The sequence below is a fragment of the Pseudomonas sp. 05N434 genome, assembly GCF_056396965.1.
Map to the genome: position 1 here is coordinate 1 of NZ_JBFTMK010000018.1, position 19039 is coordinate 19039.

A 19039-nucleotide genomic window follows, 5' to 3' on the forward strand; every position below is an offset into this window, starting at 1 on the left:
GATCAGGATGTTCTGTTTATGACGATGTCGGCCCGCCTCGCACTCATGTTCTTCGCTGCGCTGCTCAGCGCCTGCGCCAGCCGCACACCGCCACCTGCGCCGGTGGTTCGCGCACCGATTGTTTTCGGTTCTCCCCAAGCCTTTTCCCCTGCGGCAGAAGACGTGCTGTTTCGCGCGCTCGGTCTGGTGGGGACGCCTTATCGTTGGGGCGGYAACACGCCGGATTCCGGGTTCGATTGCAGCGGTTTGATCGGTTACGTCTATCGCGATGTCGCAGGCATTTCCTTGCCGCGGTCCACACGCGAGATGATCGGCATGCAGGCTCCCGACGTCGGCAAGGAAGGCCTGCAAACCGGCGACCTGATTTTCTTTGCCACCAATGGTGGCTCCCAGGTCAGCCATGCCGGGATCTATGTCGGCGAAGGGCGCTTCGTCCATGCACCAGCCACGGGCGGCACGGTCAAGCTGGACAGCTTGTCCAAGGCTTACTGGCAGAAAGCCTACCTGAGCGCCAAGCGCGTCCTGCAGCCCGAGCACTTGGCACATAATCCCTAGGGGTTTGTCATGATCGCTCTGGCGGAGTTGTAGGAGCGAGGCTTGCCCGCGAAGGCGGCAGCACAGTCAACATTGATATCGACTGACACACCGCTTTCGCGGGCAAGCCTCGCTCCTACGGACAGACTTTACTTGGCCGCGGAAACGCGCCACACCTTGTTCCCCACATCATCCGCCACCAACAAGCCGCCCTGCTGATCGATCACCACGCCCACCGGCCGCCCCATGGCTTTTCCCTCGTCGTTGAGGAAGCCGGTAAGCACATCCAGCGGCTGTCCGCTCGGTTTGCCGGCGCTGAACGGCACGAAAATTACTTTGTAGCCGCTGTGCGGTTTACGGTTCCACGAGCCATGCTGGCCGATGAAGGCGCCTTGGGTGAACGGCGCGGGCAACTTGCTGCCTTCGGCGAACGTCAGGCCCAGCGACGCGGTATGGGGCCCCACCGCGTAGTCCGGTGCAATGGCCTTGGCGACCAGATCAGGGTTTTGTGGCTCGACGCGAACATCGACATGTTGCCCGTAATAGCTGTAAGGCCAGCCATAGAACCCGCCGTCCTTCACTGAAGTGATGTAGTCCGGCACCAGGTCGCTGCCGATTTCGTCACGCTCGTTGACTGCGGTCCACAGTGCGCCGCTTTGTGGCTCCCAGGCCAGGCCGTTCGGGTTGCGAATCCCCGAGGCGAAGATTCGATGGTTGCCGGTGGCGCGATCGACTTCCCAGATCGCCGCGCGACCTTCCTCCTGATCCATGCCGTTTTCACCAACGTTGCTGTTCGAGCCCACGGTGACGTACAGCTTGCTGCCGTCCTTGCTGGCGATGACATTTTTGGTCCAGTGGTGATTTCGCGTGCCGCCCGGCAAATCGACCACTTTGATTGGCTGTGACTTGATCGCTGTCTCGCCGTTTTCATAGTGAAAACGCAGCAAACGGTCGGTGTCGGCGACATACAGGTCTTTGCCAACCAGGGTCATGCCGAAAGGCGAGTTGAGGTTTTCCAGGAACACCGTGCGGGTTTCGGCGACGCCGTCGTGGTCCTTGTCCCGCAGCAGAGTGATGCGGTTCGGGCTGGGGACGCCAGCCCCGGCGCGGCCCATGACTTTGCCCATGATCCAGCCGCGAATGCCATTGCTGTCATCGGATTTGGACGGCGCGTTGGTTTCGGCCACCAGTACGTCGCCGTTGGGCAGCACATAGAGCCAGCGCGGGTGTTCGAGGTTTTCGGCAAACGCTGCTACTTGAGTGCCTGCGGCGGCGACGGGTTTTTTACCCTGAGGCCAGCCGATCGCCGGGGCGATGTTCACCGTCGGGATCAGGGTTTTGTTCGGTTCCGGCAGCTTGGGCGACGGTCCGGTGCCGTCCGAGACTTGCAGGCTGGAGGTTTCACCACAGGCGGCGAGCCCTCCGGCGAGCGCTATGATGAGAATGAGCTGGGGTTTGCGCATTACTGATCTTCCCTATGAATGCATTGACGTAATCATAGAGAAGCGTAAACACCCGATGGTTCAACCGGTCAGCCGCGGGCCTCCTTGAACAGCACGGCGATCCCCGGATGGTAGTTGCCGGCTTCATTGCGCAACTTGCGGTAGGCGTAAGGGAAATACCAGGCCACGGCGCAGGTGTGCTCCTTTTGCAGGTCGTCGAGCATGTCCTGGAGTTCTTCCGGGGTGGCGCTGTGCTGGGCTTTTTGCGGGGCGACAAACAGGCAGCCGAGTTTCAGGTCGCTGGCGTAGCTGATGCGCTTCGCGTCGCTGGTGATGTCCGCCAGTGCCTGGGTCAGGTTCAGGTTGTTGACCCGCGGCCAGCGCTGGGTGGCCTGCAGGTACGCGCGTTCTTCGCTGGTGGCGATAAACAGATCGGCGCGGGCGTTGCGTTCGCCTTCTTCGGTCTGTTTGCGCGACGGTGTTTGCTGCAGCGTGACCATTTCCGCCATCCAGGCTGCGGCAGAGAGCAGGCCGAGGTTGGCGTTTTCGTCGTACCAGTAAGGCGTATCGTTATCGCCGCGCACGGCGTTGTAGCGGTCGATACAGTCAAACCAGCGTTCCAGCACCGGGCGCAGGAATTCCAGCTTCGGATTGCTGATGATCATGCCTTGCATGTGGCTCACCCTTGTTATTGTGTTGTGAGGTTGTGGCTCTTTGATATCACTGCTGGCAGTGTGGCACAAGATTGGCGTCAGATAATTGATCAGCGGCAGTTATTCGCCGGAAGGCGTCCCGTCTTTAATTGACGCTCCACCCCCAACCCTCTAACCTTCGCGGCTTGTTTCAGGTGCTCTGTGGCCTTGGTCGACAGAGTGAAACAGGGAAGCCGGTGAGTGGATTTCTTCCAGCGAAGAATGATCACGATCCCGGCGCTGCCCCCGCAACGGTAAATGAGTGAAGACTGCGCCTGATGCCACTGTGTCGATGAACGATGCGGGAAGGCGCGCAGTTGGCCCCGAGCCGCTCATGAGCCCGGAGACCGGCCTGATCCATTCAGCGGCATCACGGTGGGCGATGCCAGGCTTCTTGCCGTCTATTCTTGTGCCTGCCCGCCGTTATCCAGCCTCAACGGAGAGCTCCCCCATGACTGATACCCCTGATCGTGACGAACGCCATCTGGCGCGCATGCTGCGCAAAAAAGCCGTGATCGACGAACGCATCGCCAATTCGCCGAATGAATGCGGCCTGCTGCTGGTGCTGAGCGGCAACGGTAAAGGCAAAAGCAGTTCGGCGTTCGGCATGCTTGCGCGCTCCATGGGCCACGGCATGCAATGCGGTGTGGTGCAGTTCATCAAGGGGCGCAGCAGCACTGGCGAGGAGCTGTTCTTCCGGCGTTTCCCGGAGCAGGTGCGTTTTCATGTGATGGGCGAGGGCTTCACCTGGGAAACCCAGGACCGCCAGCGTGACATCGCCGCCGCCGAAGCTGCGTGGGCGGTGTCCCGCGAACTGCTGAGCGATCCGTCGATTGGCCTGGTGGTACTCGATGAATTGAACATCGCCCTCAAGCACGGTTACCTCGATCTCGATCAGGTGCTCAGCGACTTGCAGGCCCGTCCGCCGATGCAGCATGTGGTGGTCACTGGCCGTGGCGCCAAACCGGAGATGATCGAACTGGCTGACACCGTCACCGAAATGGGCATGATCAAGCACGCCTTCCAGGCCGGGATCAAGGCGCAAAAAGGCGTCGAGTTGTGAATCAACCACGTCAATGCCCGGCGGTACTGATTGCCGCRCCGGCCTCCGGTCAGGGCAAGACCACCGTCACCGCCGCGCTCGCCCGCTTGCACCGCAATCAGGGGCGCAAGGTGCGTGTGTTTAAATGCGGCCCGGACTTTCTCGACCCGATGATTCTCGAGCGCGCCAGCGGTGCGCCGGTCTATCAGCTGGACATGTGGATGGTTGGCGAGCAGGAAAGTCGTCGCCTGTTGTGGGAAGCCGCTGGCGAAGCTGACCTGATTCTCATCGAAGGCGTCATGGGGTTGTTCGACGGTACGCCGTCCAGTGCCGACCTGGCGCGGCATTTCGGTGTGCCGGTGCTCGGCGTGATTGACGGCACCGCGATGGCGCAGACGTTTGGCGCACTGGCCCTGGGGCTTGCGCGCTATCAGCCGGATTTGCCGTTTGCCGGTGTGTTGGCCAACCGGGTTGGCACCCTGCGTCATGCGCAATTGCTCGAAGGCAGTCTGACAGAAGGCTTGCGCTGGTACGGCGCGTTGTCCCGGGAGACCGGCATCGAATTGCCGAGTCGGCACCTCGGCCTGGTACAGGCCAGCGAATTGAATGATCTCGATCTGCGCCTCGATGCAGCCGCCGCCTCGCTGGCCAGCAGTTGCGACGTGGCTTTACCGCCTGCCGTGGAATTCGCCGCGCCTGAAGTGATCGCCGCCGAACCATTGCTGGCCGGTGTGCGGATTGCCGTGGCCCGGGACGAAGCCTTTGCATTTACCTACGGCGCGAGCCTGGATCTGCTGCGGGCGATGGGCGCCGAGTTGTCTTTCTTCTCGCCGATCCGCGACCGCGAGTTGCCGGCGGCAGACAGCCTTTATCTGCCGGGCGGTTACCCTGAATTGCACCATGTGGCGTTGTCACAAAACACGCCAATGCTGACCGCCATCCGCGCGCATCACTCGGCGGGCAAACCGTTGCTGGCCGAGTGTGGCGGCATGTTGTACCTGCTGGACTCGTTGACCGATGTCGAGGGTACTCGCGCTGAATTGGTTGGCTTGCTGACCGGTGATGCGGTGATGCAGAAGCGTTTGGCGGCGTTGGCCTTGCAGGCGGTGGAGCTGCCCGAAGGTTTGCTGCGTGGGCACACCTATCACCACTCGCTGACCAGCACCGAGCTTGAGCCGATTGCGCGTGGCCTGAGCCCCAATGGCGGGCGAGGGGCGGAGGCGGTTTATCGTGAGGGGCGGATGACGGCCTCTTATGTGCACTTTTATTTTCCGTCCAATCCGGCGGCGATTGCTGCGTTGTTGGCACCCGATCGTGAAGCCGCCATCGCGAGCAGGTCATGACAGAAAACGCCTTTTCCGAAGCCGAGCGCGATGCGGTCTACCGAGCCATCGGCGAACGCCGTGACATGCGCCACTTCAGCGGCGGCACGGTCGAGCCCGAGTTACTGAGGCGCCTGCTCGAAGCCGCGCACCAGGCGCCGAGCGTCGGCCTGATGCAGCCCTGGCGGTTCATCCGCATCAGCGACCGGGCGCTGCGCGGACAGATCCAGCAACTGGTGGAGGAAGAGCGCGTCCGCACCGCCGAAGCCCTCGGCGAGCGCTCCGACGAATTCATGAAGCTCAAGGTCGAAGGCATCCAAGACTGCGCCGAAGTGCTGGTCGCTGCGCTGATGGACGATCGCGAACGGYATATCTTCGGCCGTCGTACGTTGCCGGAAATGGACATGGCCTCGCTGTCCTGTGCCATCCAGAACCTTTGGCTGGCGTCCCGCGCCGAAGGCCTGGGYATGGGCTGGGTGTCGCTGTTCGAACCGCAAGCCTTGGCGAACCTGTTGGGTTTACCGGTCGGGGCCAAGCCTTTGGCCGTTCTTTGCCTGGGGCCGGTCAAGGAATTCTATCCAGCGCCGATGCTGGTACTCGAAGGCTGGGCGCAAGCGCGTCCGCTCAACGAGTTGCTGTATGAAAATTATTGGGGAGTGAGTCAATGAGTGTGGCGTTGTTGAGTGTCGCCGCGGTCGCGCTGGATGCGCTGCTGGGTGAACCCAAACGCTGGCATCCGCTGGTGGCGTTCGGTCGTTTTGCCGATCGCATCGAACAACGTTTCAACTCCGCTGGCCGCGGTTGGCGCAGTCACGGGGTGACGGCCTGGGTGATGGCGGTCGTGCCGCTGACCTTGCTGGTCACCGCGCTGTCCTGGGCACCTTATGTTGGCTGGATCGTCGAGATTCTCGCGCTCTATTGCGCGCTTGGCATGCGCAGCCTCGGCGAGCATGTCGAGCCGGTGGCCAAGGCCCTGCGCAGCGATGATCTGGTTGAGGCGCGCACACGCGTCGGTTATCTGGTCAGCCGTCAGACCAGCGAACTGGACAAAACCGAAGTCGCCCGCGCCGCCACCGAATCGGTGTTGGAGAACGGCAGCGATGCAGTGTTCGCCGCGCTGTTCTGGTTTGCCGTGGCGGGTGCGCCCGGTGTGGTGCTCTATCGTCTGAGCAACACCCTGGATGCGATGTGGGGTTATCGCAACGAACGCTTCGAGCGTTTCGGCTGGGCTGCCGCAAAGATCGACGATGTCCTCAACTACATTCCTGCACGCCTGGTGGCGTTGACCTACGCACTGTTGGGCAAAACCCGACTGGCGCTGAAATGCTGGCGCACCCAGGGGCCGACCTGGGACAGCCCGAATGCCGGGCCTGTGATGGCGGCTGGTGCCGGTGCGTTGGGTGTCGAGTTGGGCGGGGCGGCGATTTATCACGGCGAACTGCATCAGCGTCCGCAGTTGGGCGAAGGCGTGCCGGCGGATGCCGATTCCATCGACCGTGGCTGGCAATTGGTCCAGCGCGGGGTATGGTTATGGCTGCTGATTCTCTGCGTGGGGGCTGAATTCTATGCTTGAACACGGTGGCCGGTTGCGCAAGGCAGCACTTGAATACGGTATCGCCGAAGCCGATTGGCTCGACCTGTCCAGTGGTCTTGCGCCCTGGCCATTCCCGGTTCCGGATATCCCGCTGCGGGCCTGGGCACGTTTGCCGGAAACCGATGACGGTCTGGAGCAAGCCGCCTGCGACTATTACGGTGCGGCCCAGGTGTTGCCCGTGGCCGGTTCGCAAATGGCGATTCAGTTGCTGCCGCGTTTGCGCAGGGCCGGCAAGGTCGGCGTGCTGTCGCCGTGTTACGCCGAGCACGCCGAAGCCTGGCGTCGCAACGGTTATGTCGTGCGTGAAGTCCTGGAGTCGGAAGTCGATTTCTTTCTCGACAACCTTGACGTGCTGGTGGTGGTCAATCCGAACAATCCCACGGGTCTGAGCCTGACCCCGGCCCGCCTGCTGGATTGGCATGCGCGGCTGGCCCAGCGCGGTGGCTGGTTGGTGGTGGACGAGGCGTTCATGGACAACACACCGCATTTGAGTCTGGCGCCGTTCACCAACCAGATCGGCTTGATCGTGCTGCGTTCCTTCGGCAAGTTTTTCGGCCTGGCCGGTGTGCGGCTCGGGTTTGTGCTGGCCGAGCGCAAGTTGCTCAAACTGTTGGCCTCGCAGGTCGGGCCTTGGGCGGTCAGTGGGCCGACCCGCGTCTTGGGCCAGGCGTGCCTGACGGATACGGACGGGCACACCCGACAGCGCATTCGCACTGACGAAGCTGGCGAGCGTCTGGCGTTGCTGCTTGAGCGGTATGGTTTCAAACCTCAGGGCGGTTGCGCGTTGTTCCAGTGGCTGATCACCGAGCGCGCCCAAGCGCTGCATGAATTCATGGCCCGGCGTGGCATTCTGCTGCGGTTGTTCACCCACAACAGCAGCCTGCGTTTTGGTTTACCTGCGGATGAAGCGGACTGGTCGCGCCTCGAACAAGCCCTGCAAATCCATGCCAAGGAAAACCCATGACAACGTTGATGGTGCAAGGCACCACATCCGATGCCGGTAAAAGCACACTGGTGACGGCACTGTGTCGCTGGGTCACGCGCCAAGGCGTGAGCGTGGTGCCGTTCAAGCCGCAGAACATGGCCCTCAACAGTGCGGTGACCGCCGACGGTGGCGAGATAGGTCGCGCTCAGGCGGTGCAGGCCCAGGCTTCAAACCTTGAACCGCACACCGACATGAACCCGGTGCTGCTTAAACCCAACAGTGATACCGGCGCCCAAGTGATCATCCATGGCCGCGCCGTCACCACCATGAATGCGGTCGCCTATCACGACTACAAAGCCATCGCCATGCAGGCGGTGCTGGCCTCCCATGAACGGCTGAGCGCGGCGTATCCGCTGGTGATGGTTGAAGGGGCGGGCTCGCCGGCCGAGATCAACCTGCGCGCCGGCGACATCGCCAACATGGGGTTTGCCGAGGCGGTGGACTGCCCGGTGGTGCTGATTGCCGACATCAATCGCGGCGGAGTTTTCGCGCATTTGGTCGGTACGCTGGAGCTGCTGTCGCCGAGCGAACAGGCGCGGGTCAAAGGCTTCATCATCAACCGTTTTCGCGGCGATATCGCCTTGCTGCAACCGGGGCTGGACTGGCTGGAAGCGCGCACCGGCAAACCAGTGATCGGCGTGTTGCCTTATGTGATGGACCTGCATCTTGAGGCCGAGGACGGCCTCGATCAACGTCAGACCGACAAGGCCGATCAAGTACTCAACGTGGTGGTGCCGGTACTGCCGCGCATCAGCAACCACACCGATTTCGATCCACTGCGCCTGCATCCGCAAGTGGACCTGCAATTCATCGGCCCTGGCCAGGCGATTCCACCGGCCGACCTGATGATCCTCCCGGGTTCGAAAAGCGTACGCAGCGACCTCGCGTACCTGCGGAGCAACGGCTGGGACTCGGCGATCGCGCGGCACTTGCGCTACGGCGGCAAAGTGCTGGGAATCTGCGGCGGCCTGCAAATGCTCGGTGAGCAGGTGCATGACCCGCTGGGCCTCGAAGGCGCGCCGGGTTCCAGTGCCGGTTTGGGTTTGCTGGCGTTCGAAACGCAGCTCGAAGAAGAGAAGCAGTTACGCAACGTACGTGGGCGTCTGGCGCTGGAAGATGCGCAGGTCAGCGGCTATGAAATTCATGCCGGCGTGACCACCGGGCCGGCGCTGGAAAACGCCGCCGTGCAGCTGGACGATGGTCGCAGCGATGGTGCGCAAAGTGCCGATGGGCAGATTTTCGGTACGTACCTGCATGGCCTGTTCGAATCACCGGCGGCGTGCAGTGCACTGTTGCGTTGGGCTGGTTTGCAGGAGGTGCAGGAGGTGGATTACCACGGGTTGCGCGAGCGCGATATCGAGCGGTTGGCGGATCTGGTGGAGAAGCATCTGGATACCTCGCTGTTGCGTGAACTCTGCGGTTTTTGAGGTGGCTGCACTGGCCTCATCGAAGATTTTAAGGAATGAACCATGCTGCAACTGATCCTCGGCGGCGCCCGCTCCGGCAAAAGTCGTCTGGCTGAAAAGCTGGCGACTGACAGTCAGCTCCACGTCACTTACATCGCCACCAGCCAACCCCTGGACGGTGAAATGAACGAGCGGGTGGCCCATCACCGTGCCCGTCGTCCGGCCGAATGGGCGTTGATCGAGGAACCGCTGGAGCTGGCCCGCGTACTGCGCGAAAGCGCCGGCGTCGACCGTTGCCTGCTGGTGGATTGCCTGACGCTGTGGCTGACCAATCTGCTGATGCTCGATAACGCCGAGCGCCTGTCGGCCGAGCGCGAGGCCCTGCTGGACTGCCTGGCATCGTTGCCGGGTGAAATCATTTTTGTCAGCAACGAGACCGGAATGGGTGTCGTGCCGCTGGGCGAATTGACTCGCCGCTATGTCGATGAAGCCGGTTGGCTGCATCAAGCCTTGGCCGAGCGCTGCCAACGTGTCGTCCTGACCGTCGCCGGCCTGCCCCTGACTTTGAAAGGAACTGCATTATGACTCACACCTGGTGGCTGAACCCGTGCAAGCCAATCGATGCACAAGTGGTCGAACAGGCGCAGGCGCGTCAGCAGCAATTGACCAAGCCTGCCGGTTCCCTCGGCCAGCTCGAAGCGGTGGCGGTGCAACTGGCCGGGTTGCAGGGGCAGGTCAAGCCGACCCTCGATCAGCTGTGGATCGCGATTTTTGCCGGTGACCATGGCGTGGTCGCCGAAGGGGTGTCGGCGTTTCCGCAGGAAGTCACCGGACAGATGCTGCACAACTTCGTCAGCGGCGGCGCGGCGATCAGCGTGTTGGCGCGGCAGTTGGGCGCGTCCCTTGAAGTAGTCGACCTCGGCACCGTTACGCCGTCATTGAATCTGCCGGGTGTGCGTCACCTGAACGTCGGCCCGGGCACGGCGAATTTCGTCCAGGGCCCGGCGATGACTCAGGCCCAGGGCGAACTCGCCTTGCAGGCTGGTCGCGACAGTGTGCAGCGCGCCATCGCGGCAGGCGCGCAGTTGTTCATCGGCGGCGAAATGGGCATCGGCAATACCACGGCGGCCGGCGCCTTGGCCTGTGCTTTGCTCGATTGCCCGGTGGTGCACCTGGCCGGACCGGGCACTGGCCTGAACGCGGCGGGTGTCAGCCATAAAGCCCAGGTCATCGAGCGCGCCTTGGCGTTGCATGGTGCTCAGCGTGGCGATGCGCTGCAAACCTTGTTCAACCTCGGCGGTTTCGAAATCGCTGCGCTGGTTGGCGCGTACCTGGCTTGTGCTCAGGAAGGTGTCGCGGTGTTGGTCGACGGGTTTATTTGCAGCGTCGCCGCGCTGGTGGCGGTGCGTCTGAATCCGGCCTGTCGTGAGTGGTTGCTGTTCGGTCATCGTGGTGCCGAGCCAGGTCATCGCCATGTGCTGGAAACCCTGAACGCCGAACCGTTGCTGGACCTCGGTCTGCGGTTGGGCGAGGGCAGTGGTGCGGCGTTGGCCGTGCCATTGCTGCGCCTGGCCTGCGACCTGCACGGACAGATGGCAACATTCGCCGAAGCCGCAGTGGCGGATCGCCCGGCATGACCTTGCGCCTGGACCTGTTGCGTCATGGCGAAACCGAACTCGGTGGCGGCCTGCGCGGCAGCCTCGATGATGCGCTGACCGGCAAGGGCTGGGAGCAGATGCGCGCTGCGGTGGTTGAGCAGGGCCCTTGGGATCGCTTGGTCAGCTCGCCGTTGCAGCGTTGTGCACGCTTTGCTGAAGAGCTTGGGACGCAACTGGGGTTGCCGGTGCAGCTGGAAAAGGATCTGCAAGAGCTGCACTTCGGCGCTTGGGAAGGGCAGAGCGCCGCGGCGCTGATGGAAACCAGTGCCGAGGCATTGGGCTTGTTCTGGGCCGATCCCTATTCGTTTACGCCGCCTGATGGTGAGCCGGTTGCCGACTTTTCGACGCGGGTGTTGGCGGCCATTGAGCGGTTGCACGCGGCCTATGCGGGTGAGCGGGTCCTGCTGATCAGTCATGGCGGCGTCATGCGATTGTTGCTGGCGCAAGCGCGCGGATTGCCGCGTGAGCAATTGCTCAACGTTGAGGTCGGCCATGGCGCGTTGTTCTCGTTGACGGTTGAATCCGGCGCCTTGTTAAGGGAAGTGATCTGATCATGTTGCCGTTCTGGATCGCCCTGCAATTTCTCAGCAGCCTGCCGATTCGCCTGCCGGGCATGCCGACGCCCGAGGAGTTGGGCCGGTCGCTGCTGTTTTATCCGCTGGTCGGCGTGCTGTTCGGCGCCATTCTGTGGGCGCTGAATGGGCTGTTGCAGGGCGCGCCGTTGTTGCTTCATGCCGCACTGTTATTGACTGTGTGGGTGTTGCTCAGTGGCGCGTTGCACCTGGATGGCCTGGCCGATAGCGCCGATGCGTGGCTCGGTGGTTATGGCGACCGTGAGCGCACTCTCACGATCATGAAAGACCCGCGTAGCGGGCCGATCGCGGTGGTAACGCTGGTGCTGGTGTTGCTGCTCAAGTTCGCCGCGTTGCTGGCGTTGATCGAGCAGCAGCACAGCGTAGTGCTGATCATCGTTCCACTGATTGCCCGCAGCGCGCTGTTGGGATTATTCCTGACCACACCTTACGTGCGTCGCGGTGGATTGGGGCAGGCGCTGGCCGATCATCTGCCGCGTTTGGCCGGGAAACAGGTGTTGGTGATCAGTGCGGTGGCCTGTGTGTTGATCGCGGGCCTCAGCGGTGTGTGGGCGCTTGCGCTGGCAGCTGTGGTGTTTGTCTGGTTGCGGCAAGTCATGATGCGGCGATTGGGCGGGACGACCGGCGACACTGCCGGGGCGTTGCTGGAGTTGCTGGAAGTAGCGGTGCTGGTGGGGTTGGCGCTGCTCTGAATCCCCGTAGAAGCGAGGCTTGTCAGCCCGCTAAGCGGATTCAGGTGCAGCACACTCTTGGTAGCAGCTGCCGAGCTCGCGAGGCTGCGTTCGGCTGCGAAGCGGTCGCGAGTTCGGCTGAGGCGGTCTGCCTGATGCGCCGCAAGTTCTGATTTTACGACTGCTGCGCAGCCGAACGCAGGCTTCGCCAGCTGTTACAGGTAAAATGTGTCGAAATATTTGCTTTCATTTAACCGCGGGTATATACACGCACCATGCTTCCTTCTCAATGTTTGTGCACTAACCTGCGTCGCGCCGCTCGTGGCGTCAGCAGGCATTACGACGGCGCGCTCGGCGGCTTCGGGATCAACGTTGCCCAGTATTCTCTGCTGTGCAACCTGCAGCGTCTGGATCAGCCGAGCATCTCGACACTGGCCGAGGCCATGGGCCTGGATCGCAGCACCCTGGGGCGCAATCTACGGGTGCTGGAAGGTGAAGGTCTGGTGACGCTGGTCGAGGGCGAAGACATGCGCAATCGCATCGTCCTGCTCACCGAGACAGGGCGCGAACGTCTGGCGGCGGCCTTGCCGGCCTGGGAAGCGGCGCAGCAGCGGTTGATCGACCGTCTGGGTGCCGAGAAGCGTGAAACCTTGCTGAAACTGCTGGACGAACTGGCTTGAGGCCAGTTTTTTCGATCTTAAGCGGGTATATACCCGCTACCGGAGAACAACAATGACATCGATGTGGCGTACGTGCGGTTGGGTGCTGTTGGGCAGTGCGCTGATTCTGGCGTTGTCCCTGGGGGTGCGACACGGCTTCGGGTTGTTTCTGGCGCCGATGAGTGCCGAATTCGGCTGGGGTCGCGAAGTGTTTGCCTTCGCCATTGCCCTRCAGAACCTGATCTGGGGCCTGGCGCAGCCATTCACCGGCGCATTGGCCGACCGCTTTGGCGCCGCAAAGGTGGTGTTGATCGGTGGTGTTCTGTACGCCCTGGGCCTGATGTTCATGGGGTTGTCCGATTCGGCGGTGACCTTGTCCTTGAGCGCCGGGTTGTTGATCGGTATCGGTCTGTCCGGCACCTCGTTCTCGGTGATCCTTGGCGTGGTCGGCCGTGCCGTACCACCGGAAAAACGCAGTATGGGCATGGGGATCGCCAGTGCTGCCGGTTCCTTCGGTCAATTCGCCATGTTGCCCGGCACGCTGGGGCTGATCGGCTGGCTGGGCTGGTCTGCGGCATTGCTGGTGCTGGGCYTGCTGGTGGCGCTGATCGTGCCGCTGGTGAGCATGCTTAAAGACAAGCCGTTGCCGGTGCTCGGGCATGAGCAAACCCTCTCTGAAGCGCTACACGAAGCCTGCTCCCATTCAGGGTTCTGGTTGTTGGCGTTCGGCTTTTTTGTCTGCGGTTTTCAAGTGGTGTTCATCGGTGTGCACTTGCCGGCGTATCTGGTGGATCAACATCTGCCAGCCTCCGTCGGCACCACGGTGCTGGCGCTGATCGGGCTGTTCAATATCTTCGGTACCTATACCGCAGGCTGGCTCGGCGGACGGATGTCCAAACCGCGCTTGCTCACCGCTCTGTATCTGTTGCGGGCGGTGGTGATTGCACTGTTCCTCTGGGCACCGGTCACTCAGGTCACGGCCTATTTGTTCGGCATGGCCATGGGTTTCCTCTGGCTGTCGACGGTGCCCTTGACCAACGGCACGGTGGCAACCTTGTTTGGTGTCCGAAATCTGTCCATGCTCGGCGGGATTGTTTTCCTGTTCCACCAGCTGGGCTCGTTCCTCGGCGGCTGGTTGGGCGGGGTGGTGTATGACCGAACCGGGAGCTACGACTTGATCTGGCAGGTGGCGATTGTCTTGAGTCTGATGGCCGCGGCCCTGAACTGGCCAGTGCGCGAGCAGCCGGTGGCGCGCCTGCAAACCCAAGTGAGTGCCGCATGAACAGTCTTTGGCCGCGGATGGCAGCCATCGCCGTCGGCGTATTGCTGCTGGCCCTGGTTTGGTGGGGCTGGCATCAGGGTGGGCTGGCATTGATGCAGCTGGGCATGGGTGCTTGCTAGCGAGCTGCTTGCTAGCGAGCGGCGAAGGCGAGTAGTTTCGCGTTCTGACGATTGCTCAAGGATGCACCGACATGCCGATGCGCTGGCTTGCAGTTCCTGCGTTGCTGATGGTTTTTTCCGGGCTGGCTCAGGCAGCAGAATGCCCGGAGCTGTTGCAAGGCTCATTGCCGAAGCTGCGCGCCAAGGAATCCATCGATTTGTGCCAGCGCTTCGCCGGCAAACCGTTGGTGGTGGTCAATACCGCAAGCTTCTGTGGCTTCGCCCCGCAGTTCAAAGGTCTTGAGGCGCTGTATCAGCGCTACAAGGATCAAGGGCTTGAGGTGGTCGGTGTTCCATCCAATGACTTCAGGCAAGAGTCCAAGGATGGTGCAGAGACTGCCAAGGTCTGTTACGTGAATTACGGCGTGACCTTCACCATGACCGAACCGCAGAAAGTCCGCGGCGATGACGCCACGCATTTGTTCAAGGTCCTTGCCGAGCAAAGCAGTTCGCCGAAGTGGAATTTCTACAAATACGTGGTCGATCGCCAAGGCAACGTGATCGCCAATTTCTCCAGCCTGACCAAGCCCGACAATCCCGAGTTCATCGAGGCGGTGGAGAAAGCCCTGGCCTCGAAGCCCTGATCGACGCGCACTAAAAAGCCCCGCCTCTGTACAAGAGTGCGGGGCTTTTTCAATTCAGGCGGCGAGGGGTTCAGGTTCGCCGTGAATGATCAGAAACGGTAGGTCGCGCCTACACCGAAACCGTTTGCCCAGTTTTCATACTTGGCGTTGTAGCTCTGGCGGCCGTTGCTGTTGTTGACCTTGACCGACTCTTCGCGCAGGTACGAGTACGCTACGTCGATGGTCAGGTCGTCGGTCGGACTCCAGCCTGCGCCCAGGCTGAAAATCTTGCGATCGCCAGTCGGAATGCGCGGGGAGCGGTTTTCGTTGTTGGTTGGTGCCTGGTCGACGGACAGACCGGTACGCAGAACCCATTGTTTGTTCAACTGGTACGAAGCACCGATGGCGTGAGCCCAGGTGTCATGCCAGTTCTGTTCTTCGGTGATGGTACCAAACCGGCTGTTCAGGGCTGCAGGGACGCCGCTGTTTTCGACGCTGATTTCTTTCAGGCGGCTCCAGCGAGTCCAGGTGCTGCCCGCGTAGAGGGTCCACTTGTCATCCAGTTGATGAGTGAGCGAGATATCAACCGATTCAGGAGTCGTTATGTCCAGGGATGCATCGTACTTCTGGTTAGGGTTCTGACCCAGAGCCCCGAGGAGGCTGTAGTTGACCTTGGTGTCACCTTCGAGCTTGTACTTCACTTTCGAGTGGTAGGTCAGGCCAACGCGAGTGCTGTCGGTCGCTTGTACCAAGATGCCGATGTTGTACCCCAGCGCGGTGTCGTCACCTTTGATCTTGACGTTACCGTCCGCTGCGCGCGGGTTTAGTGACAGGTTCGATTCCAGGGTGCCGTCAATGCGGTTGATGGTCGGACCGAAACCGATCGACACCTTGTCGTTGAAGGCATAGCTGATGGTTGGCTGGAGAGTCACGATTTTGACTTCGCTTTTACTGCCGAAGTAACGGCCGGCGAAGCCGTTCTCGTAGTCGGTCACCAGACCGAATGGAGCATAGACGCCGAAACCGACTGCCCACTGGTCATCGAGTGGCTTTACGTAGTAGCCCATGGGCACGCCCATGAAAGGGACCATGTCACCTTTGTTGGTACCACCATTCGGGCTGGAGCTGGCATCACTGATGTCAGCGTGCGCGTCGATAAATGCAACACCGCCGGTCACCTGTTCGCGCTTGAGGCGAGACATGCCGGCAGGGTTACCAAAAACAGTGGATGCGTCGTCGGCAGAAGAAGATCGCCCGGCAAAACCTGTCCCCATCCCGCTGATGCTTTGTTCGTTGAGGGCAAAGCCACTGGCGAAGATCTGGGTGGATGCCAAGGCAACGGCGAGGCTAAGGGTGGTTTTGAGCATTACTTTTTTCATTATTAGAACTCCTGGTGATCACCGGAGCGAAAATTACCAACATTTTCGTCCGGGCGCCATAGCCTGTATTGCTTGATTTAGAGCGGTTTTGTAGGACAATCCGACCAAAATCGCGACCTGTTGGGCGATCTTCTGAAATGGGTGAATCAGCAGGCGACCTGATTCAACGATGAAACACAGGTTTGCCAGGCGTAGGTGAAGTCTCGCAAACGACCTTGGGGCTGGAAGGTCTGGCGCCAGATTCGGGCCATTCCCAGCAAGTCATCGGAGGCGGGGAGGGGAGTGTTCTGTTCTTCTACCAGCAGCCAGGCGATGGCTGTGGCGTAACGCAGGTTGACGGTCAATTCCAGGTGCGGCCCGCTGAGAAAAGCATGCTGGCTGGCCAGGCCGCGAACCAGGCTCGCCCGCTCCGGGTCCAGGGCCAGGTAGTGATCCCAGAGGGCCTGGTGGCGGGGCTCGGCGATCCGGTACAAGCCGTGTCCACGGCGGTCATGCAGGGCTGAACCAAGGGCTGACTGACTGGCGGCGATGCCCAGCAGCAGGGATTCGGCAGTCGCGCTATGGCGCCCGAGGTAGATCAATGTCGGACGGATCACATAACGGCACAGTTCGCTGGCAGCGATACCCATAAAGCCCTCGAAACATCAAGTGGTCGGCGATACCTGAAGAGGCCTTGGCAGCTGTGGATCGAATCAGGCTCGCCGTAAGCGGATCAAGCCGCTTGAGTTGAAGTGTAGTGTCATTATTTTGCTGTAAAGGACTGTTTTTAAAATATTTCCGGCTTCGAGTTATAAACGTTATATCGGTTGGTGCTTAGGCAATGGCGGCTAAAAGAGAAATATCGGGCGATAAAAACCCCGCTTTTCAGGGTGATGCTGTTCACCTAAGCGGAGCCGCCTTACCGTCCTTGGCCTGGAAGGCCTTGGACGGTGCAGACGCGACTCACTCTATGGGGGTGTTTTGGAGGAAGGTGCTCAGGAGCCGGCGTACGCGACGGCGACAGGTCGATGATGTAAAGGCACAGTGCAACCACGTTCTACGTGGCGGCGAAGCCCTGGAAGGAGTTGTCCTTGCTCTTCATGTTGACATTGCCAAAGCAAACAGCGACGGCACCAGAATCAGCGACACGGCCAGCAGCAGGGTGTCGTCAGGCAACTTGACCGGGCATTCATAGGGTTTGTTGATTTACGCGCCTTTTCATGAATATTTTTTTTCTTGGATAAAATGCAGGTGCTTCATTTGACATTTGGGATCCAATGTCTAGAATCGATCGCATGAGCCCCTCGGATGGGCCAAAAAAGAATAAAAGTAAGAAGGAAGATACAATGCATGGAAGCTATCCGTATCAGCGTATTGCAGTCTGCAATACCTTCAAATTGCACCTCGCAAAAATCATCACTGAATTTCCCGCCTCGTCGCATTGTGCTGTGAATTATTTTGCTCGCGCACGGTTTTAATTAATTTCGACCTTCATGCATCTAACAGTTTGGATTGTTGATATCCCAAACTTATGGTGCCTGGCTTGCTGTGGGCCGTTATTGGCAGGTTCGCACTTTCGATATTGAATAATCGAAATAGACGTTCGTCCCAAAAAAAGTTGGCTGATCAAATGGAATTCCGATTCTCGCTAAAGGAGTGGCTTGGCCATGTTTAAAAGACGCAAGCGCATTGCGCTGGATGATCCCAGTCTGGAACGTGTGAAGTTAACACCCCAGATGCTCACCTRCGATCAATTCGCCAGTCGCAGTCGTTCCCAGTACTTGCCTTATGTGATGGGTTTCAATGCCGCCGATTACCGTTCGGAAGCGATCAATACCGATCGGCTCGGATTTCGCCTGGCCTATGATGCGCAAGGTCGGCCGGTCAGTGTCGGCACCCTCGAGGCCAGCACGCTATCAGAGGTGAATTTACTGGTCGGGGCCTCGTCAGCCTTGGGTTACGGGGCTTCCAGTGATGCCGCCTCGGTAGCGAGCCGCCTGTCCACGCATGATCCCGATGCTACGCCATGGCTGAATTTCGCGGGGCATACCTTTAATGCGACCCAGGAATTGATGCTGTTCGTGCTGCATGCTCATCGACTGCCCAAAGTGCGACGCATCGTGATCATGGGCGGCTTCAATACTCTGGTCATGGCGCGTCTTCCTGAGTTCATTCGAGGTGATCTGCCACCGTTCTACTTCTGCGGTGACTATTACGAAAAGTTTGATGAAATTGCTGAGGAAAATGGTGCAGAACTGCCGCCTGGAAAACTTCCAAAATGGCCGGCCGAAACGACTGAGGTTCCGCCTGTTTCGCAAACTCTGGTACGCGCTCTGCAAGACACCATGAATTGTCTGACTACCTGGAAACGCCTCGCGGATTCTTTGGGTGCAGAACTTACGTTTGTTCTCCAGCCCTTGGCGACTTGGGTAAGAACGCCGTGTGCCGAAGAACAGAAGCTGTTTAATGAGCTTGATCAGATTTCCCGGTTTGGTACCTGGCAGCATTTATATGGCGATATATCCGCCCCCACGGTCGCGGAATATTACGCCGATAGTCTGGCCAACGGTTGTCATGACTTGGGTATTCGATTTGCCAGTTTGATCGATGATTTTAGAGAGCGTCCGGATGATGAATGGTTATACGTTGATCGCGCGCACTTTACCGACCTTGGCAGTGATGTCGTAGCACGCGCCATTCATCGATACCTGCAATGAAAATTTAGGGGGCTCTATGTTAAAGCGAATTCGCAAGGCACTTGGTTCTTTGTTCAAGAAAAAGAAAAAAGCCAAGAAGAAAAACAATTCCTCCATATATCCAATGCACTGATGAAGACTAATAGGCAAATCTTTTCCAGCTTCCTCGGGGCAGAGACCGGGGGAGAGGCCAGGCGCATGTTCACGCCGGTCAGCCTGCGCACTTGCCTGGGTGAGGTGCATGGGACGGACTTGGTAGACGTCGACTTCACCAGCCCGGCGGCTTTGGCGGGGCTGGCGAGTGTTGCATGCGAGCGGCTTGGGCCGTTGCGCGACGGATTCCGAAGGTTGGCACAGACAATCGAGGGGAACGAAGCGGATGCC

Annotated in this window: 21 protein-coding genes, 1 pseudogene and 1 riboswitch; of the genes and pseudogenes, 16 read left to right on the forward strand and 6 right to left on the reverse strand. The window is 60.2% G+C overall.

All coding sequences use genetic code 11. The features are described 5' to 3' along the window. The first annotated feature begins 18 nt into the window (after window positions 1-18). Entirely contained in the window at window positions 19-555 is a 537-nt protein-coding gene (locus AC1DLB_RS02280) for a C40 family peptidase (protein WP_064619367.1), read from the forward strand. Window positions 556-683: 128 nt separating this feature from the next. Here AC1DLB_RS02280 and AC1DLB_RS02285 read toward each other — a convergent pair whose 3' ends face one another. Then, complete coding sequence (locus AC1DLB_RS02285; RefSeq protein WP_138866096.1) at window positions 684-1997, reverse strand: PQQ-dependent sugar dehydrogenase; 1314 nt, start codon at window positions 1995-1997, stop codon at window positions 684-686. Between the two features lie 68 nt (window positions 1998-2065). Then, complete coding sequence (locus tag AC1DLB_RS02290; protein ID WP_018925127.1) at window positions 2066-2650, reverse strand: hypothetical protein; 585 nt, start codon at window positions 2648-2650, stop codon at window positions 2066-2068. 154 nt (window positions 2651-2804) lie between these two features. Then, window positions 2805-3038, forward strand: a riboswitch (cobalamin riboswitch). An 81-nt stretch (window positions 3039-3119) separates the two neighbouring features. Here AC1DLB_RS02290 and cobO point away from each other — a divergent pair. The 14 genes from cobO to AC1DLB_RS02360 all read left to right on the forward strand — a co-directional run bounded on the left by cobO (window position 3120) and on the right by AC1DLB_RS02360 (window position 14622). Further along, window positions 3120-3731, forward strand: coding sequence for a cob(I)yrinic acid a,c-diamide adenosyltransferase (gene cobO, locus AC1DLB_RS02295; RefSeq protein ID WP_007936078.1), 612 nt, complete (start codon window positions 3120-3122; stop codon window positions 3729-3731). Continuing rightward, the gene (locus tag AC1DLB_RS02300; RefSeq protein ID WP_477744261.1) at window positions 3728-5053 is read left to right on the forward strand and encodes a cobyrinate a,c-diamide synthase; all 1326 of its coding nucleotides are present in this window, start codon (window positions 3728-3730) and stop codon (window positions 5051-5053) included. Before cobO ends, AC1DLB_RS02300 begins: the two co-directional genes overlap by 4 nt. Next, a complete protein-coding gene (bluB, locus tag AC1DLB_RS02305) occupies window positions 5050-5700 on the forward strand; it encodes a 5,6-dimethylbenzimidazole synthase (RefSeq protein ID WP_477784551.1) in 651 nt (216 codons plus the stop codon). Before AC1DLB_RS02300 ends, bluB begins: the two co-directional genes overlap by 4 nt. Beyond that, entirely contained in the window at window positions 5697-6605 is a 909-nt protein-coding gene (gene cbiB / locus AC1DLB_RS02310; RefSeq protein WP_018925130.1) for an adenosylcobinamide-phosphate synthase CbiB, read from the forward strand. Before bluB ends, cbiB begins: the two co-directional genes overlap by 4 nt. Further along, entirely contained in the window at window positions 6598-7590 is a 993-nt protein-coding gene (gene cobD, locus AC1DLB_RS02315; protein WP_477744262.1) for a threonine-phosphate decarboxylase CobD, read from the forward strand. Before cbiB ends, cobD begins: the two co-directional genes overlap by 8 nt. After that, window positions 7587-9038: a cobyric acid synthase gene (locus AC1DLB_RS02320; protein ID WP_018925132.1), complete on the forward strand. Its 1452-nt coding sequence runs from the start codon at window positions 7587-7589 to the stop codon at window positions 9036-9038. The genes cobD and AC1DLB_RS02320 overlap by 4 nt, the downstream gene beginning before the upstream one ends. Window positions 9039-9080: 42 nt before the next feature. Next, window positions 9081-9602 (forward strand): bifunctional adenosylcobinamide kinase/adenosylcobinamide-phosphate guanylyltransferase, encoded by a 522-nt coding sequence (gene cobU / locus AC1DLB_RS02325; protein WP_018925133.1) that lies wholly within the window; start codon window positions 9081-9083, stop codon window positions 9600-9602. Then, complete coding sequence (cobT, locus tag AC1DLB_RS02330) at window positions 9599-10654, forward strand: nicotinate-nucleotide--dimethylbenzimidazole phosphoribosyltransferase (protein WP_477744263.1); 1056 nt, start codon at window positions 9599-9601, stop codon at window positions 10652-10654. The genes cobU and cobT overlap by 4 nt, the downstream gene beginning before the upstream one ends. Further along, a complete protein-coding gene (cobC, locus tag AC1DLB_RS02335) occupies window positions 10651-11226 on the forward strand; it encodes an alpha-ribazole phosphatase family protein (RefSeq protein WP_477744264.1) in 576 nt (191 codons plus the stop codon). The genes cobT and cobC overlap by 4 nt, the downstream gene beginning before the upstream one ends. A 2-nt stretch (window positions 11227-11228) precedes the next feature. Next, entirely contained in the window at window positions 11229-11960 is a 732-nt protein-coding gene (locus tag AC1DLB_RS02340; RefSeq protein WP_477744265.1) for an adenosylcobinamide-GDP ribazoletransferase, read from the forward strand. A gap of 254 nt (window positions 11961-12214) precedes the next feature. Beyond that, window positions 12215-12619, forward strand: a complete 405-nt coding sequence (locus AC1DLB_RS02345; protein ID WP_477744266.1) for a MarR family winged helix-turn-helix transcriptional regulator — start codon at window positions 12215-12217, stop codon at window positions 12617-12619. A gap of 52 nt (window positions 12620-12671) precedes the next feature. After that, the gene (locus AC1DLB_RS02350) at window positions 12672-13880 is read left to right on the forward strand and encodes an MFS transporter (RefSeq protein ID WP_477744267.1); all 1209 of its coding nucleotides are present in this window, start codon (window positions 12672-12674) and stop codon (window positions 13878-13880) included. Further along, a complete protein-coding gene (locus AC1DLB_RS02355) occupies window positions 13877-13999 on the forward strand; it encodes a hypothetical protein (RefSeq protein WP_007936107.1) in 123 nt (40 codons plus the stop codon). Before AC1DLB_RS02350 ends, AC1DLB_RS02355 begins: the two co-directional genes overlap by 4 nt. Before the next feature lie 71 nt (window positions 14000-14070). Beyond that, window positions 14071-14622: a glutathione peroxidase gene (locus tag AC1DLB_RS02360; RefSeq protein ID WP_305411662.1), complete on the forward strand. Its 552-nt coding sequence runs from the start codon at window positions 14071-14073 to the stop codon at window positions 14620-14622. A gap of 89 nt (window positions 14623-14711) precedes the next feature. Here the strand turns inward: AC1DLB_RS02360 and AC1DLB_RS02365 are convergent, their stop codons facing one another. The 3 genes and pseudogenes from AC1DLB_RS02365 to AC1DLB_RS02375 all read right to left on the reverse strand — a co-directional run. After that, complete coding sequence (locus AC1DLB_RS02365; RefSeq protein ID WP_064619339.1) at window positions 14712-15980, reverse strand: OmpP1/FadL family transporter; 1269 nt, start codon at window positions 15978-15980, stop codon at window positions 14712-14714. A 146-nt stretch (window positions 15981-16126) separates the two neighbouring features. Further along, on the reverse strand, window positions 16127-16609 hold the full coding sequence (locus tag AC1DLB_RS02370; protein WP_007936111.1) for a hypothetical protein: 483 nt from the start codon (window positions 16607-16609) through the stop codon (window positions 16127-16129). A gap of 410 nt (window positions 16610-17019) precedes the next feature. Then, a pseudogene (locus AC1DLB_RS02375) lies at window positions 17020-17141 on the reverse strand (phosphatidylcholine/phosphatidylserine synthase); the annotation flags it as partial. A 485-nt stretch (window positions 17142-17626) separates the two neighbouring features. On the opposite strand from AC1DLB_RS02375, the gene AC1DLB_RS02380 reads away from it, so the two are divergent. After that, window positions 17627-18676, forward strand: coding sequence for a hypothetical protein (locus tag AC1DLB_RS02380; RefSeq protein WP_477784552.1), 1050 nt, complete (start codon window positions 17627-17629; stop codon window positions 18674-18676). Here the strand turns inward: AC1DLB_RS02380 and AC1DLB_RS02385 are convergent. Continuing rightward, window positions 18599-19039, reverse strand: a 441-nt coding sequence (locus AC1DLB_RS02385; RefSeq protein WP_477784553.1) for a hypothetical protein, incomplete at its 5' end; no start/stop codon positions are given. The two genes, AC1DLB_RS02380 and AC1DLB_RS02385, sit on opposite strands and share 78 nt — an antisense overlap.